The 15968-nt window shown below is 41.8% G+C and carries 9 protein-coding genes, 1 tRNA gene and 1 pseudogene; 1 reads left to right on the forward strand and 10 read right to left on the reverse strand.

What is annotated here, in order from left to right; translation table 11 throughout:
- From HMPREF9969_RS12470 to HMPREF9969_RS03335, 3 genes and pseudogenes are all read right to left on the reverse strand, one after another.
- A pseudogene (locus HMPREF9969_RS12470) lies at window positions 1–323 on the reverse strand (IS1380 family transposase); the annotation flags it as partial.
- Between the two features lie 168 nt (window positions 324–491).
- On the reverse strand, window positions 492–1838 hold the full coding sequence (gene purB, locus HMPREF9969_RS03330; RefSeq protein WP_009434474.1) for an adenylosuccinate lyase: 1347 nt from the start codon (window positions 1836–1838) through the stop codon (window positions 492–494).
- A gap of 161 nt (window positions 1839–1999) precedes the next feature.
- Window positions 2000–2074, reverse strand: a tRNA-Val gene (locus tag HMPREF9969_RS03335).
- 560 nt (window positions 2075–2634) lie between these two features.
- Between HMPREF9969_RS03335 and lipA the strand changes: the two genes are divergently transcribed.
- Window positions 2635–4455 carry a lipoyl synthase gene (gene lipA, locus HMPREF9969_RS12475; protein WP_009434460.1) on the forward strand — a complete coding sequence of 607 codons (1821 nt, stop codon included), beginning with the start codon at window positions 2635–2637 and terminating at the stop codon, window positions 4453–4455.
- A 207-nt stretch (window positions 4456–4662) separates the two neighbouring features.
- Here lipA and mutL read toward each other — a convergent pair whose 3' ends face one another.
- The 7 genes from mutL to recQ all read right to left on the reverse strand — a co-directional run bounded on the left by mutL (window position 4663) and on the right by recQ (window position 15877).
- Entirely contained in the window at window positions 4663–6534 is a 1872-nt protein-coding gene (gene mutL, locus HMPREF9969_RS03345) for a DNA mismatch repair endonuclease MutL (RefSeq protein WP_009434454.1), read from the reverse strand.
- Between the two features lie 13 nt (window positions 6535–6547).
- A complete protein-coding gene (locus HMPREF9969_RS03350) occupies window positions 6548–6835 on the reverse strand; it encodes a hypothetical protein (protein WP_009434462.1) in 288 nt (95 codons plus the stop codon).
- A 107-nt stretch (window positions 6836–6942) separates the two neighbouring features.
- A complete protein-coding gene (locus HMPREF9969_RS03355; RefSeq protein WP_009434467.1) occupies window positions 6943–8775 on the reverse strand; it encodes an OstA-like protein in 1833 nt (610 codons plus the stop codon).
- 95 nt (window positions 8776–8870) lie between these two features.
- Window positions 8871–10307, reverse strand: coding sequence for a peptidylprolyl isomerase (locus HMPREF9969_RS03360; protein ID WP_009434455.1), 1437 nt, complete (start codon window positions 10305–10307; stop codon window positions 8871–8873).
- A gap of 19 nt (window positions 10308–10326) precedes the next feature.
- Window positions 10327–11751 (reverse strand): peptidylprolyl isomerase, encoded by a 1425-nt coding sequence (locus HMPREF9969_RS03365; protein ID WP_036894850.1) that lies wholly within the window; start codon window positions 11749–11751, stop codon window positions 10327–10329.
- Window positions 11752–11826: 75 nt separating this feature from the next.
- Window positions 11827–13311: an IMP dehydrogenase gene (guaB, locus tag HMPREF9969_RS03370; protein ID WP_036894853.1), complete on the reverse strand. Its 1485-nt coding sequence runs from the start codon at window positions 13309–13311 to the stop codon at window positions 11827–11829.
- Window positions 13312–13693: 382 nt separating this feature from the next.
- The gene (gene recQ / locus HMPREF9969_RS03375) at window positions 13694–15877 is read right to left on the reverse strand and encodes a DNA helicase RecQ (RefSeq protein WP_009434471.1); all 2184 of its coding nucleotides are present in this window, start codon (window positions 15875–15877) and stop codon (window positions 13694–13696) included.
- Window positions 15878–15968: the final 91 nt, after the last annotated feature.

The following is a 15968-nucleotide window of genomic DNA, read 5'->3' on the forward strand; positions in this document are numbered from 1 at the left end:
ATATCTGATGTGTATGAAATGTTTTCTTGCGTCAACTCCTTTATCGCCCTGAGGATAGTATCAGAGCTACAAGTGCGAAGTGTCGGATGAAGTGAGAGGTGGTTCATCAAATGAGTAGTGACATCCTCAATACATGAACCGCCACAGAAGTAGATACTCATGAGAGAACGGATGATTTCGCTGTACTGATAACCGAACGATCTACACCTTAGACCGAGGGTTGAGTCGATGACAGATGATAATGTGGAGTCAAATTGCTCCATGATTGAAAATAATCCCCCAAAAGGAGTGAGTCTCTCAGATTTAATTTGTATCTTCGCCATGTCTATCGTTGGATTCTCTTGTTTTTTTTTGCAACACTAAGATAAGTGAAAATTCTGACATGGCAAAATCCTGAGCAACTTTTTGTTGCTCAGGTACTTAAAAAGTTTAATTTATAATAGTGTTGCGGAATTAAGGATAATCTTTCTTTTTAATGATTTATGGATGTTTTAAATTCCCGTATAGTTGTGTGGAGTAATTGCCATGAGCTCTGCTTTTACGCTATCACTAACATTCAATGTCTGTATGAACTCATGAATTGTCTCCTCAGTCATCTTGTTATTGGTACGTGTGAGAGCCTTTAATGCCTCATAAGGATGTGGATAAGCCTCACGACGAAGGATAGTTTGAATAGCTTCAGCTACTACCGCCCATGTATCATCAAGGTCTTCACGTAGTTTCTCTTCATGGAGAATAAGTTTACGTAAACCTTTCAACGTACTTTGAATAGCTATAACGCTGTGACCAAGTGGTACACCTACATTACGCAAGACAGTAGAGTCTGTCAAGTCGCGCTGTAATCTACTAACTGGCAATTTCTGTGCTAAGAACTGCAAAATAGCATTAGCGACACCCAAGTTACCTTCGCTATTCTCATAGTCAATAGGGTTCACCTTGTGTGGCATAGCACTTGAACCAACCTCTCCGGCTTTAATCTTCTGCTTGAAATACTCCATTGATATATACATCCAGAAGTCGCGATCAAGGTCTATAATGATGGTGTTGATACGACGAATAGCGTCAAAGATACTACCCATGTGGTCGTAATTACTAATCTGTGTAGTCCATTGTTCACGTTCCAAACCTAGTTTCTCGCTGACAAACAGATTGCCAAAAGCACGCCAATCATACGTTGGATAGGCTACATGATGCGCATTGAAATTACCTGTTGCACCACCAAATTTGGCTGTAAACTTACAACTGCGTAAGGATTCCAGTTGCTCACTAAGACGATATACATATACTTCTATTTCCTTTCCTAATCGAGTAGGAGAGGCAGGCTGCCCATGTGTCTTTGCTAGCATTGGAACGTCTTTCCATTCTTCTGCATACTCTTTTAGCTGCTGAATAAGCTCTTCCACCTGTGGATAATACACCTCCTCAAGTGCCTCCTTGATAGATAGTGGAACACTCGTATTGTTGATGTCCTGTGAAGTTAAGCCGAAATGGATAAATTCCTTATACTCATCTAAGCCCCCAATCTTATCGAACTCCTCCTTAATGAAGTATTCTACAGCCTTAACATCATGGTTTGTTGTATTCTCAATCTCCTTTACTCTTGCTGCACCAGACTCATCGAACTTGTGGTAAATATCACGTAGTTGTTCAAATAAATCATGGTTGAAACTTGCCAACTGAGGTAGTGGTAGTTCACAAAGAGTGATGAAGTACTCTATTTCTACACGTATGCGATAGCGAATAAGAGCATACTCTGAAAAATAATCAGCTAGACGTTCTGTTTTGTTTCTGTAGCGTCCGTCAATTGGAGATACGGCTGTTAATGTGTCGAGAGTCATAACAATGGATGATTAATAATAGGTGCAAATTTAGCAATAAAATCGGTAAACTCACAAGGATAAATAATAATAAAACAAAAAAGAAGACGCCTTTTATACAGATAAAAAGAAAACTTCGTAACAAGTGTTACGAAGTCTTCTCTTTTGTTGATAACCATTCGTGGGCGTTGACGGATTCGAACCGCCGACCCTCTGCTTGTAAGGCAGATGCTCTAAACCAACTGAGCTAAACGCCCCTCACTTTCTGTAAGGCGGGTGCAAAGGTAAGTGTTTTTTTTGTTTCTGGCAAACAATTAAGGAATTATTTTAATGTAGGTTGCTATTATTTACATCTTTCTCCATTTCTATTTGATATCTTGCTGTTCGGTTATGTGTTGTACTTGTAGTAGGTCATTAGGCTTGTTACACAAGCTCTTTTAGTATTCTTTCAGCTCCCTTTAATTTGCAAAATGAGGCTCTGCATTATCAGAGAAAGACTTTTATCATTGGGGAAAATAGATTATTTTACGTTAGATTTAAAGCCGTTTTCATCTAAAAAATAGTCTATTTTTAATAAGAAAATAAACAAATAACGAAGAAAAAACAAACTAAAAATTCACCTAAGAAGAGTTCTCCTCAAACATTGTGAACCATTTGTATTCAGATAAACAGACTTCTCCTCAAAAGTAGAAGAAACCTAGCTGCAACACTGAACAGTAATATTTACAACAAAATCATTTGTTTTTTTACCCATATTACTTCGTCTCTTTTTCTAAAAGTTCGTACATTTGTAAGCAGTATCAATCAATACCAAACAATGAAATATATACTATTACCTAAACAAGATAAGCTCCATCAGCTACCTTTCTATTTTGCTGTCGAAGAATACGTAGCCCGTCATTACCCCGATGATGATTATTTCTTGGCATGGCGTGTACCCCCTACTGTGATGTTAGGGCGCAATCAACTGATTGAAAATGAGGTGAATGTTGATTATTGCAAGGCACATTCTATCGACATATTCAGGCGTAAGAGTGGTGGAGGATGTATCTATGCCGATGAAGGGTGCATACAGTTTTCGTATATTTCACGCCTCTCTAATGCGAATGAAGCATTCGTTCAATACATGAATCGCATGGCTAATTTGCTACAAAGTATTGGTATCAATGCTCAATTATCAGGGCGAAATGATATTCTCATCAATGACACAAAGGTCTCAGGATGTGCTTTTTATCAACTTGATAACCGCTGTGTTCTGCATAATTCATTGCTTTTCAACACACAACTATCGCACCTTTCAAATGCGCTCACGCCCTCACTTGCGAAGCTCAAGAGCAAGGGTATCGATTCTGTTCGGCAACGTGTCAACAACGTGTCACAATATACTGACATTGGAATAACCGACTTCATGCGCTATACCCGACAGCAATTCTGCCATAGTGAGGTGTTAGAATTGACCGAAGAGGATATGCAGGGAATTGAAAGAATAGAACAGGAGTTAGCCTCCGACAGCTTTGTTTATGGTAAAAATCCGAAGTATTCTATTGTAAAAAAGCATCGTTTCGAGGGTGTGGGAACACTGGAAGCACACATAGAACTAAAGAATAACACGATTGTAAACATCAATTTGATGGGCGATTATTTCCTCCTTGGAGATATTGATAACGCTCTTCTAAAACCATTGAAAGGCGTGGAGTTTACGAGAGAGGCTGTTGAAAATATTTTAGAAAACACTGATTTGTCGACTATCATACGTGGCTTTCAACTCTCACAACTACTCCGCTTGCTCTTTGGACGCAAACCACACGTGATGAAACCAGAGTGGTTGAAGATTGATCTAACATCGAAGAAGTCTACTGGAGAGACCGCAGGAATCTTGTCGAAACACCACATGAACACCATCTGTACGAGTGGGTTATGTCCAAACAGGGCTGAATGTTGGATGGCGCGCACGGCGACTCTGATGATTGGGGGCGATATCTGTACCCGAAAATGCCGTTTCTGCAACACTTTGAGTGGGCGGCCAAGAGCATTAGATAGCAACGAACCAACAAGAGTAGCTGAATCCATCAAGGCTTTAGGACTGCGTTATGCCGTCATCACATCGGTGGATCGTGACGATTTAGACGACTATGGAGCTGCACATTGGGTACAGACTATCAAGGAAATACAGCGTTTGAACCCCGAAACAAAGGTCGAACTACTTATCCCTGACTTTATGGGTAAAGCTGAACTCATACATCAGGTGATGGCAACAAAACCCCATGTGGCTGGTCATAACATGGAGACTGTGCGACGACTGACGCCTTCTGTGCGTTCAGTAGCACGTTATGACCGAAGTTTAGATGTGTTGCATGAGATTACGGAGTGCGGTATTACGGCCAAAACAGGCTTTATGTTGGGTTTAGGAGAGACCCACGAGGAGATATTAGAGACGATGGATGACATTCTCAAAACGGGTTGTAAGCGTCTAACCTTGGGTCAGTACCTTCAACCAACAGCCCACCATCTCCCCGTATCAGCTTATATTACACCCGAACAATTTGCCGATTACAAACGCATTGCATTGGAGAAAGGATTCAAGCATGTGGTGAGTGGACCGCTGGTTCGCTCTTCTTATCATGCTGCAGAGGGGTAAAACAAGATTGAAAATAGGCTCTCCCCTACCCTTTACCGACATGGTTTAGACAGAATGAAACAATGACTGATTGTCGTAATGACATATTTCTAAGATAGAGGAGACGTGTTTTTAGACCTAAAGACACAATGACAAGTCGTCTTAATGACATATTTCTATGACAGAGGAATACAGGTACACAACCTTCCGTTAGGCGCTTCTCCTCATTTAACTATCAAACAAATGTTCAATGTCCAGCTGCTTCATAACCGCAATAATCGGTTCGCCAGATGGCGTGTAATTGACATTTTCACAAGTGAAAAGCTCATTAACAAGGTTATCCATCTCACTATTGGTCAACACCTGACCCTGTGGAATAGCGGCATTACGTGCTAAACTCAAAGCGAGTGTACGATCGATATCTTCCTTCACACTTGCCCCACTCTCCACAGCCGATGCCACCATATCTTGAATAAGACTAACAGCATTGAGCCCTTCGATGCCTGCTGGCACTCCATTCACAGCATAACTATCACCACCGAGACTATCCAATTGGAAGCCCATCTCTGCCATTTCAGGGAGGATGCGATCGATGATTAGCTTGTCAGATACGGTGAATTGCACCACTTCAGGGAATAGAACCTTTTGCGAATGAGCCTTATGAGATGACAACTGGCGCAAGTACTCCTCAAATAAAATGCGTATATGAGCACGATGTTGATCGATAATCATCAAGCCAGACTTCACCGCTGTCATGATATAACTACCCTTATACTGATAGTGTGAAGGTGACTTTTCCTCTATCATCGACTCGTTTGTAGAGGTTGTAGAGGCTGATGAAATAATCAAACTCTCGTCTGTTGGAGTCGTATTAACATCTAAATCATCCTGTTCAAAGAGTTTCGATTGACGTATCTCTGCATTCCCATCCAAACCAGAGTACAACTCCTCCCAACCCTCTGGCACACTCGGCTTCTGCGGTTGGGCAGTTTGTTTAAAAGGATTGAACGATGGGTTGATTTCAACCTTCGGTGCTTTAGTTCCAGAATGAGGGTCGAATACAGGAATATCAGGCTTCCCCTCGGTATCAAAGTCAATCGAAGGAATATCATTAAAGCGCCCCACGGCTTCTTTCACAGCTGCTAAAAGAATCTGCCAGATGGCTTGCTCATTCTCAAACTTTATCTCCGTCTTTGTCGGATGAATGTTTACATCAATGTTCGTAGGCGGTACTTCAAAATAAAGAAAGTAAGGAATCTGCTCCCCCTGAGGGATGAGTCGATCGAACGCAGTGATAACCGCCTTATGAAAATACGGGTGTTTCATATAACGCTCATTAACGAAGAAGTACTGCTGGGGCGTCTTCTTGCGTGCAGACTCTGGTTTCCCGACAAAGCCATGGATATGACATAGACTCGTGTCAACGTCTATTGACAAGAGATCTTGGTTCAGTCTCTTACCAAACACCTCAACAATTCGCTGTCTATAGTTGCATGACCGAAGATTAAAAAGCTCTGTTCCATTACTATATAAGGTAAAGGCTATATGCGGATAAACCAATACTATGCGTTCAAAAGCATTGATGATATTATTCAATTCGGTGGTGTTCGACTTCAAAAACTTGCGCCGTGCAGGTACATTGAAAAAGAGATTCTCAACCAAGAAATTACTTCCTACAGGGCAAGAACAAGGTTCTTGATTCGTAAAACGACTACCCGATATAGACAGATGAGTACCGAGATCATCACTCGCTATGCGTGTCTTCAATTCTATCTGCGCCACCGCAGCAATCGACGCAAGTGCTTCTCCACGAAAGCCCATGGTATGAAGTGAGAAAAGATCATCTGCCTTCCGTATCTTTGAAGTTGCATGTCGCTCGAAAGAGAGGCGTGCATCAGTCTCAGACATACCTTTTCCGTTATCAATCACTTGGATAGATGTGCGCCCCGCATCAACTACTAAGACATTAATTGACGTTGCTCCAGCGTCGATGGCATTCTCTACTAGCTCCTTAATAACGGATGCTGGGCGTTGAATCACCTCTCCAGCTGCAATCTGATTGGCTACACTATCGGGTAAAAGTTGTATGATATCACTCATTGATTAATAATGCTTAAGCAATAAACAAGAATAAGATAAGCAGTGCTATAACACCTGCAGAGAGTATCAAAGACACCCACATGGCTGTGAAACGATTGTGTTTGTGTGTCAAAACTTGTGGTCGCAAGCTATGAGAAAGACGCCTTTGAAGTCCCTCACGATATCCCTCCTTTGACTCATCTTGCTGTTCTAACTCATTTTTCGCACGCTTCTCTATATCCGAGAGAAACTCTTTACGTTCGTCAACATACATGTATTCATGATGAAAACGACGGGGCTTTGATGATTGAAAGAAGAACATATTTCAAAGGAGTTAATGATGTTAATAATGTGAAGAGAAATTGACCTATTGTCGGAAATGATTCTACCTACTGTCGTAAATGATTACGACAATAGGTTGACAAGGGGTCACTCTATACGTTGTCGAGGTGGCAAGATGACTTGAGCATTGCGCTTGGTAGCTGCCGTCTTACGTGCCGCACGACGGAAGATATCATTCTTATCCTTTGGACGAACATTATCAAAAAGCTCAAAGTGAGGCAATGTCAGGCGATCAGGGGGGATCTGCGTCATTGGACTGATCACACCATCTGCCTTAGACATCCATATTTTTTTCAACTTACGTTCGGGTGTTATGAACATACGAAGGGTATCTGTCTCCGTGTAATTATGCCCTATCAACGTACTGTCTTTATCGGTATGATAGAACACAACTTCTACGTTTCCCCATGCGTCCACACGCCTAACAGCACCATTGACAAAGTCTGCGCGCATATCACGTGACGATATTTGATTATAGTGTTGCTTATCTGGAAGCGTTTCAATAGAGAACGCATTGCCATAAACATAAGCCTGTCGAATGGTGGAATCATTCATGTATGCCTTAATCGAATCGCCAACAAGTTGACGGTTACCACTCCATACTATCGGGTAGTCATACATAGTCATACAAGAGTCTTTCGTATTAGCAACAAGGAATCCACATACGGCTTGTACATCCGTACGGAACGCCCTCACGTTGTTGACGCCATAGATTTCACGATACATCTTAGGCGTGTTCATGTAGAATCCCTTCATACTAATAGTGTCGGCATGAACGAATAGTGTGTCACCCTGAGAGAAGTCCTTTGCAATCGGACCAGGCTTTCCGCCAAATGCTATAGCCGCCGAGTCAGTATAGTGAAGATAGTCTCCTTTGAAGGCATGTTTCTGTTTCTCATCTATATAATAGACGTTTCCTTCCCCTGTTCCTTCGCGAGTGTTGCTATTATAAGTAAGGTCGCGACCAGTGATTGTGCGCTGGTTTAGCTTATCAATAATCTTCACATTACCATGTCCTTCACTATATCCAGACTTGGCATTGTAGATTACTTCATCACCAGTTATCACTCTCTTTTGTCGACGATCATCGATCTTCACATTACCACGAGCAGTGCTATGACCTGTCTTCTCATTATAGAATACGTCTTGACCTATTATGGTTCTGTCATTGGCCTTGTCGACTATCTTTACATTACCATGCCCTTCGGCTTCACCCGTCGAACTGTTATAAACGATGTTATCTCCCTCTACATCTTGCTTGGAAGATGTAATCGTTGAACGGCCATTAAGCTCCATGTTGTCAGTTCGACTATTATAAGTTCCATCGTTAGTATGCACGACTTCGCCCTTTGCTGTTCGAATAACTGACTTGCCAACAACGTGTACCAAACCTGTTTCTGTATTACCATGTGCCTCAGGAGTTGTTATTCTGTACTTAGGAGTAAACATAACAACATTACCAAAGAAGTTCGCATCGTGGCTCTCTGTGTTATAATCACCTTGATCGGCTATAACAGTATTTCCATTGTAAACCAAGGTTCCACGACCACCGAAGTAATTAGCAACTTTCGATGTCATGTTATAGTCTAAGCTATCACAACGTAGCGACTTTCCAGGCTGACGAACAACAACCTTTTCTCTAACATGAACCATCTGAGACATACCATCATAGTGAAGACGACGACAATCAAGCGTCACTCCACCTGGTCGAGTCATATGAACTTTACCAAAAGCTTTAAACCAATTCGATTGGTCATTGAAGTATGCACTATCACAACTAAGCGTCATTCCCTTATAACGCAACCGAACATTACCCTTTGCAATCTGCACATCTGGCATCAACATCTGGTTGTGTCTAAGGTTATCAGCATGGTCTATATAGAACTTACTACCCTTCTTTTCCGTCACTTTCTGAGCCATAGAAGGGCAGTTATAGCATAACCCAAACAGGCATAGAATCGTGATTAACATGATTCTATGCCCGCAAAGCTTATATATATAAGTGTTTTCTAATGTCATTTAATCCAACCTTCATACTTGAACTTACAATCCTTGTAGCGAGGATTCATGCGAACATAAGTGTTCTTAATCTTGCTTACTACCCAGTCATGAATTATCTCTTGACGACGATGAGCAATAACTATATCACGCATAGTTTGGAAGTCTTCTGTTATCGTAGCTCTATGTTCGTCGGTACGACTCTTTAGCTTTACGATAGCACAAACAACCTTCCCTCGATTGTTAACCATCTGAAAAGGAGCAGAGATCTCACCAACTTTCATGGTGTCAACAACTCGTGCTACTTCCGTTGGCAAGTCCTTCATCTTGAAGCGTGAAGTGCGTGAGTTATCTGACGAGTTGACCATGAGACCATGGTTGTTCTTCGTATCTTTGTCATCAGAAAGATATGCGGTAGCATCTTCGAAAGTGAATTTCTCTTTGCGAATATCGCGCCCAATAGAGTCCAACCTTTCCTTTGCAGCATCAATAGAAGCCATTGATACACGAGGTTTCAATAGGATATGACGACAATTAATCTTATCTCCTCGACGGTCAATCAACTGAATGATATGATACCCAAACTCGCTCTCTACAATCTTAGAAACCTTCTTCGGATCAGTTAGATTGAATGCTACTGCAGCGAAAGCAGGGTCTAACACTCCTCTTCCCATATAACCTAATTCACCGCCCTGACGCGATGATCCAGGGTCTTCGGAGTACAAACGTGCTAAAGTAGCAAAGGATGTTTCCCCCTTTGTTACACGATCCGTATAGTCACGTAGTTGGTTTTTAATACGATTAACTTCCTCTGTCTCCACCTTTGGTGTTTGTGTCAAAATCTCTACTTCCACGGTAGTTGGAATCATAGGAATACTATCCACTGGTAGCTTCTTAAAGTATTCTCGCACCTCTGCTGGTGATACTTTCACATCACCAACAAGCTTTTCTTGCATTTTCTGAACCAACTGACGATTCTTATAATCATCATGCAAGTCTTGTCTAAGTTGTGCTATACTCTTATGTTGGAACTCCTCTAGTTTCTCCTTAGAACCTATTTGTGGCAAGGAAATCCAGTAGTTGATTTGCTGATCAACTCCCTGTGCTATCTCCGACTCAGTCACCTCTACACTATCAAGGGCGGCCTGATGAAGGAAGAGTTTCTGCACAGCTATTTGTTCTGGCAGCACACACTCTGGGTCTCCATCCCACTTCATTCCCTCTGCTTCTCCTTGCAGTTTCATGATCTCGACTTCGGACTTTAAGATTGGTTCATCACCCACAACCCATATCACCTCATCGACAACATTGTTGGCTTTATCAACCTGGTTCGTATCTACCGAATCTGTTAGAACTAGCGGTGCAGAGGCACGAAAGGCACCTGCATGCAAGCCCATTGCCACAAGCGTAACGCCTATGAGCAAAGCACCTGTCTTACATTTATTTATCTTCATCTGAATCCTTTATTATCACTTAATGCTTATTGACTGTAGCAAGCACAGCCTTATCAACCACAACTTTATATTTCTTTCGCAATGAATCGACCCAATTCTTCTCAAGTTCCTTTTGATAATCAGAAACCACAAGATCACGTACATCATCCAAAGACTCTGGTGCTTTCAACTTCTTACCATAGGTTGCACCAATAGGAAAGTCCTTCATCTCTTTCACAGGAACACTCATTCCAAACACCTGCTTATCGACAAGTTCACTATCACCCTTACGGAAGATTCCCTTCTCAACACGTATGCGAAGTGTGCTATCAGAATTGAATGTCTTACGCAGTGCATCATTCCATTGTGCAAAAGGAAGTCGCTTCACACAATCCTTCACAGCCTCAACATCAGCTTGATTCTTTACATGATAAGCAATGCCTTTAAAGCGTGGTTCAGTCCATTTATATTGTTTCCTATGTTTGTGGAAATAGTTTTCTAAGCCCGTAACATCTGCTGAAGCCTTATCCCAAACCATACGATTACTCATCTCAACAATCAATAAGCCATCATAATACTCACGGATAAGATTCTTCAAACTAGCATCCTTTTCTTCCAGTTCCGCAAGTTGTTTATCAAGTAATTGCTCACGAGTTACACCCTTACCTGCCTGCTGAACAAGGCTATCTAACTTCTTATCGACAATCTGATCACGCAATCCACGCATCTCTATAAACTGTAAGATCCTTGCATGCAACGAATCATAAGGAGCCAATCCTTCATGTGCTATCATCTTAATAATGTGATAACCATAAGGAGAAAGTGTTGGTTTACTAATCTCACCAGGCTTCAATGCCAACATAGCACGCTCGAACTCCTGTACAGTCTGCCCCTTTTGTAGTAAAGGCAACTCGCCTCCATTCTGTACAGACTCTCGATCAGCAGAATACTTCCTAGCCAACTCTCCGAAGTTTGCTCCATGCTGTAAAGCATTATAGATAGAGTCTGCCAAGACCTTAGCTTTCAATTCTTCTTCTTTTGTCGCACGCTGGTTTATTCCTACAAGAATGTGTGCACAACGCCATAAGCCACCATTCGCATCAATACTCTCCTTCGTCTCTTGATAAATATCCCGAGCCGCTTTCTCAATATCTGAGTCTGTTAGGAACGATGGACGAACCTGCTGATCTCGATAGGTAAGGAACTCCTGCTTGAAGGAAGACAATGTATCCAAACGAGCATCCAAAGCCGCTTGCACCTTTAACTTATAATTGATGAACAGGTTCACATAATCGGCTATACTCTTCTTATCAATGACTCCTTCAGCATTGTTCTTATTATATGAATACTCAAATTCAGAACGACTAACTGGATGCCCATTGATAGTCATTATGGTTGGGTCACTCTGCCCAAATACCATCGTAGTAGACAGCAGTGATAATAATAAAAGAGCCTTGACTTTCATTGTTATTATTTAAAACACACATACCCTCTCCACTGCTTTTACAGAGAAGAGGGCGGTTGATTCCTAGTTATTTAATTACTCTGGACGAGAGTAGTTTGGTGCTTCACTCGTAATCGTGATATCATGTGGATGACTCTCCATAACACCAGCATTGGTGATACGAGTAAACTTCGCATTGTGTAAATCTTCAATAGATGCAGCACCACAATAGCCCATTCCAGAACGAAGACCACCAACAAGTTGATAGATAACTTCTTGAACAGTTCCCTTATAAGGAACGCGTCCTGCAATTCCTTCTGGCACTAGTTTCTTTGCATCGTGAATATCATTCTGGAAGTAACGATCACGTGAACCATTCTTTTGCTCCATAGCCTCCCAAGAGCCCATACCACGATAACTCTTAAACTTACGACCATTGAATATAATCGTGTCACCAGGAGATTCCTCTGTTCCTGCAACCAAAGAACCAATCATCACACTGCTTCCTCCAGCTGCCAAAGCCTTCACGACATCACCAGAATAGCGCAATCCTCCATCAGCTATCAATGGCACTCCCGTTCCTTCCAACGCTTTATAAACATCATAGATAGCACTCAACTGTGGTACACCCACACCTGCTACAACACGTGTTGTACAGATAGATCCAGGACCAATACCTACTTTCACAGCATCCGCACCATTATCAACAAGGAACTTAGCTGCCTCTGCCGTCGCAATATTACCCACTACAACATCAAGGTTAGGGAAGGCTGTCTTTACATCATGCAACTTACCAATAACACCTGCAGAATGTCCATGAGCAGTATCGATAACGATAGCATCTACACCTGCAGCAACCAATGCTTCGGCACGCTCCATGGTATCACCTGTAACGCCAACACCTGCTGCGACACGCAAACGCCCCTTTTCATCCTTGCTTGCCATAGGCTTATCTTTAGCCTTTGTGATGTCCTTATAAGTGATTAGACCTACAAGATGATTGTCCTTATCGACTACTGGTAACTTCTCAATCTTATTCTCTTGAAGAATCTGCGCAGCGGCAGTAAGGTCGGTTTGTTGATGTGTAGTAACAAGGTTCTCCTTGGTCATCACGTCATCAATCAACTTATCCAAATGGCGTTCAAAACGCAAGTCTCGATTGGTCACAATGCCTACTAAGTGGTTATCCTCATCTACAACGGGGATACCACCAATGTGGTAATCGGCCATCATCGCGAGTGCATCCTTCACAGTTCTACCTTTTAAGATAGTCAGAGGGTCATAGATCATACCGTTTTCAGCCCTCTTCACGATTGCAACTTGGTGTGCTTGATCCTCAATAGTCATGTTCTTGTGGATCACACCAATACCACCTTCTCGAGCGATGGCAATCGCCATTGAACTCTCCGTAACGGTGTCCATTGCCGCTGTAACAAAGGGCACATTGAGATCAATGTGGCGTGAAAACTTGGTTTTCAACTGTACCTCTTTGGGTAATACTTCCGAATAAGCTGGGATTAAAAGGACGTCATCGTAAGTCAATCCGTCCATCTTGATCTTTTCTGCAACAAATGATGACATAATGATTTGGAAATTTATTGCATGCAAATTTAGTAATTAATTATCAAATAGACAGGCTTTTTCTCCATTTTCTCTAATCGAATTAAAGCTATTTAACGGCAGCTTAGTACGATAATAGAATATCTGTAATATCACATGGAAAAAAGATATAGTAACGGATGTTCTGATCTTCTTCTGGATATAAGATTCGTGCATTTCATACATCTTCTAACTAGTAGTTGCAAACTAAAGAGAACCGGCCTCGTTAGCAACAGACAAGAAATTGAAAAAAAAGAGACGCCTTCTTCACATCAAAGAAAGCCTCTCTTCACAACAAAGGAAGCCTTTCTTCAAATCGAAGAAAGCACTTCCTTTAAGTCAAAATTATATTTTTTATATGCGATTAGTTTGCCATCTCTGACAGAAACTTTATACGTACCAACCGGATAACATCCTCACTATAATCACCACCAAACTCTTCCATTGCCACATCTAGGCTATCTGTCTCACTGTCCATGAAGTAGTCATAGATGTCATTGATTGTATCATCATCGTAAACATCCTCTAGGAAGTAATCGATATTGAGCTTCGTTCCACTATAGACAATCTCTTCAATCTTAGTGAGAAGATCATCGAAATCAAGTCCTTCAGCCGAAGCTATGTCATCAAGTGGGAGTTGTCTGTCAATGCTTTGGATGATTTTTACCTTCTGCATAGACTTCTTTGCGACCGTTCGCACACGTAGTTCTTCGGGACGTTCGATGTGGTTTTCTTCGCAATGTTGCCTTATCAATTCACAAAACTCTTTCCCATAACGCTTCGCCTTACCAGCTCCTACCCCTTGAATGTTCTGTAGTTCCTCTTCATTGATAGGATACATCATTGCCATCTGCTCTAAGGATACATCCTGAAAGATGACGTATGGAGGAATTTCTAACTTACGTGCTATCTTCTTACGAAGGTTCTTTAGCATGGAGAAAAGCTCTGGATCGAGAACAGCAGTGCCCGTCAATGGTGTATCATCGTCCTCATCATCCTTAAATTCGGCATCCATTACGATCATAAACGACGTTGGCGACTTCATGAAGCGTTTGCCTGCTGCTGTCAACTTCAGTAATCCGTAATTCTCGACATCCTTCTTCAAATAACCAGCCAAAAGCGCTTGTCTGACTACAGGATTCCATATCTTCGGGTCTTCATCTTCGCCAGCACCGAAGTCATCAAGCTCGTTATGCTTATGATCTTTTTGATCATCTGTCGCCCTACCTTTGACGAAGTCAATGACATACTCTTGTCGGAAGTTTTCTTTCAAAGCCTTCACTGCTTGGAGAACTATCAAGAGCTGATTCATTGCCTCAATCTTCTTCTTCGGGTGCAGACAGTTATCACACATACAACAATTATCCTTTGGATATTCTTCACCAAAGTAATGAAGTAACATCTTACGCCTACAAACAGACGATTCAGCATAAGCCTCAGTCTCTTGTAACAGCTGCCTACCAATGTCCTGCTCGGCTACAGGCTTTCCTTCCATAAACTTCTCGAGTTTCTTCAAGTCGTTCTTTGAATAGAAGACAATGCAGATCCCTTCCTCACCATCACGTCCAGCACGTCCTGTCTCTTGGTAATATCCCTCCAAACTCTTCGGTATATCGTAATGGATAACGAAGCGTACATCAGGCTTATCAATACCCATTCCGAATGCTATTGTAGCCACAATAACATCCAACTCCTCCATAAGGAAGTCGTCTTGAGTCTTCGATCTCGTTTCCGAATCAAGCCCTGCATGATAGGGCGCAGCCTTTATATCATTAGCTTGAAGGATGGCTGCCAACTCTTCCACTTTCTTACGTGAAAGACAATAGATGATTCCGCTTTTACCTGTATGCTGCTTAATGAACTTAATTATTTGCTTGCTTGTATCGTCATCACTCCTCTTTGCACGTACCTCATAGTATAGATTAGGACGATTAAAAGAGCTTTTAAACTCGGCACAATCCTCTATTCCAAGACTACGAATAATATCCGTCCGCACCTTATCGGTTGCTGTTGCAGTGAGCGCAATGACTGGTGCAGCTCCAATAGTATCTATTGCATAACGTATCTTACGATATTCTGGACGGAAATCGTGTCCCCATTCAGATATACAATGAGCCTCATCAATCGCATAAAAACTTATCTTCACCGACTTTAGAAACGCCATATTCTCCTCTTTATTGAGAGATTCTGGGGCTACATAAAGTAGCTTTGTGCGTCCGGAAACAATATCGGCACGAACCTTATCTATCTCAGCCTTCTTTAAAGATGAGTTAAGATAATGCGCTACACCATCCTCTTCACTGATACCATTGATGACATCTACCTGGTTTTTCATTAATGCAATAAGAGGCGAAACAACAATAGCTGTACCCTCCATTATCAGTGATGGAAGTTGATAACACAGGCTTTTACCACCACCTGTAGGCATTAGTACGAAGGTATCATGTCCTGCAAGAAGATTGCGTATAATGGCTTCTTGATCACCTTTGAACTTCTCAAAGCCAAAGTAATATTTAAGTTTTTCGGTAAGATTGAGCTCTTTTGTCATGTTAATAGTTGGTGATTTCCTATCCGTTTATGGTTTTGGTAGAAACAAAGAAAGTCTGCTGATGCAGCGTTACACACTACATCGGCAGACT

The organism is Prevotella sp. oral taxon 306 str. F0472, assembly GCF_000257925.1.
Lineage (GTDB): Bacteria > Bacteroidota > Bacteroidia > Bacteroidales > Bacteroidaceae > Prevotella > Prevotella vespertina.

Excerpts from the sequence above, each read along its gene's own strand:
- purB (WP_009434474.1), bottom strand. The coding sequence starts at position 1,838 with ATGACTCTCGACACATTAACAGCCGTATCTCCAATTGACGGACGCTAC.
- lipA (WP_009434460.1), top strand. The coding sequence starts at position 2,635 with ATGAAATATATACTATTACCTAAACAAGATAAGCTCCATCAGCTACCT.
- mutL (WP_009434454.1), bottom strand. The coding sequence starts at position 6,534 with ATGAGTGATATCATACAACTTTTACCCGATAGTGTAGCCAATCAGATT.
- HMPREF9969_RS03350 (WP_009434462.1), bottom strand. The coding sequence starts at position 6,835 with ATGTTCTTCTTTCAATCATCAAAGCCCCGTCGTTTTCATCATGAATAC.
- HMPREF9969_RS03355 (WP_009434467.1), bottom strand. The coding sequence starts at position 8,775 with ATGGCTCAGAAAGTGACGGAAAAGAAGGGTAGTAAGTTCTATATAGAC.
- HMPREF9969_RS03360 (WP_009434455.1), bottom strand. The coding sequence starts at position 10,307 with ATGAAGATAAATAAATGTAAGACAGGTGCTTTGCTCATAGGCGTTACG.
- HMPREF9969_RS03365 (WP_036894850.1), bottom strand. The coding sequence starts at position 11,751 with ATGAAAGTCAAGGCTCTTTTATTATTATCACTGCTGTCTACTACGATG.
- guaB (WP_036894853.1), bottom strand. The coding sequence starts at position 13,311 with ATGTCATCATTTGTTGCAGAAAAGATCAAGATGGACGGATTGACTTAC.
- recQ (WP_009434471.1), bottom strand. The coding sequence starts at position 15,877 with ATGACAAAAGAGCTCAATCTTACCGAAAAACTTAAATATTACTTTGGC.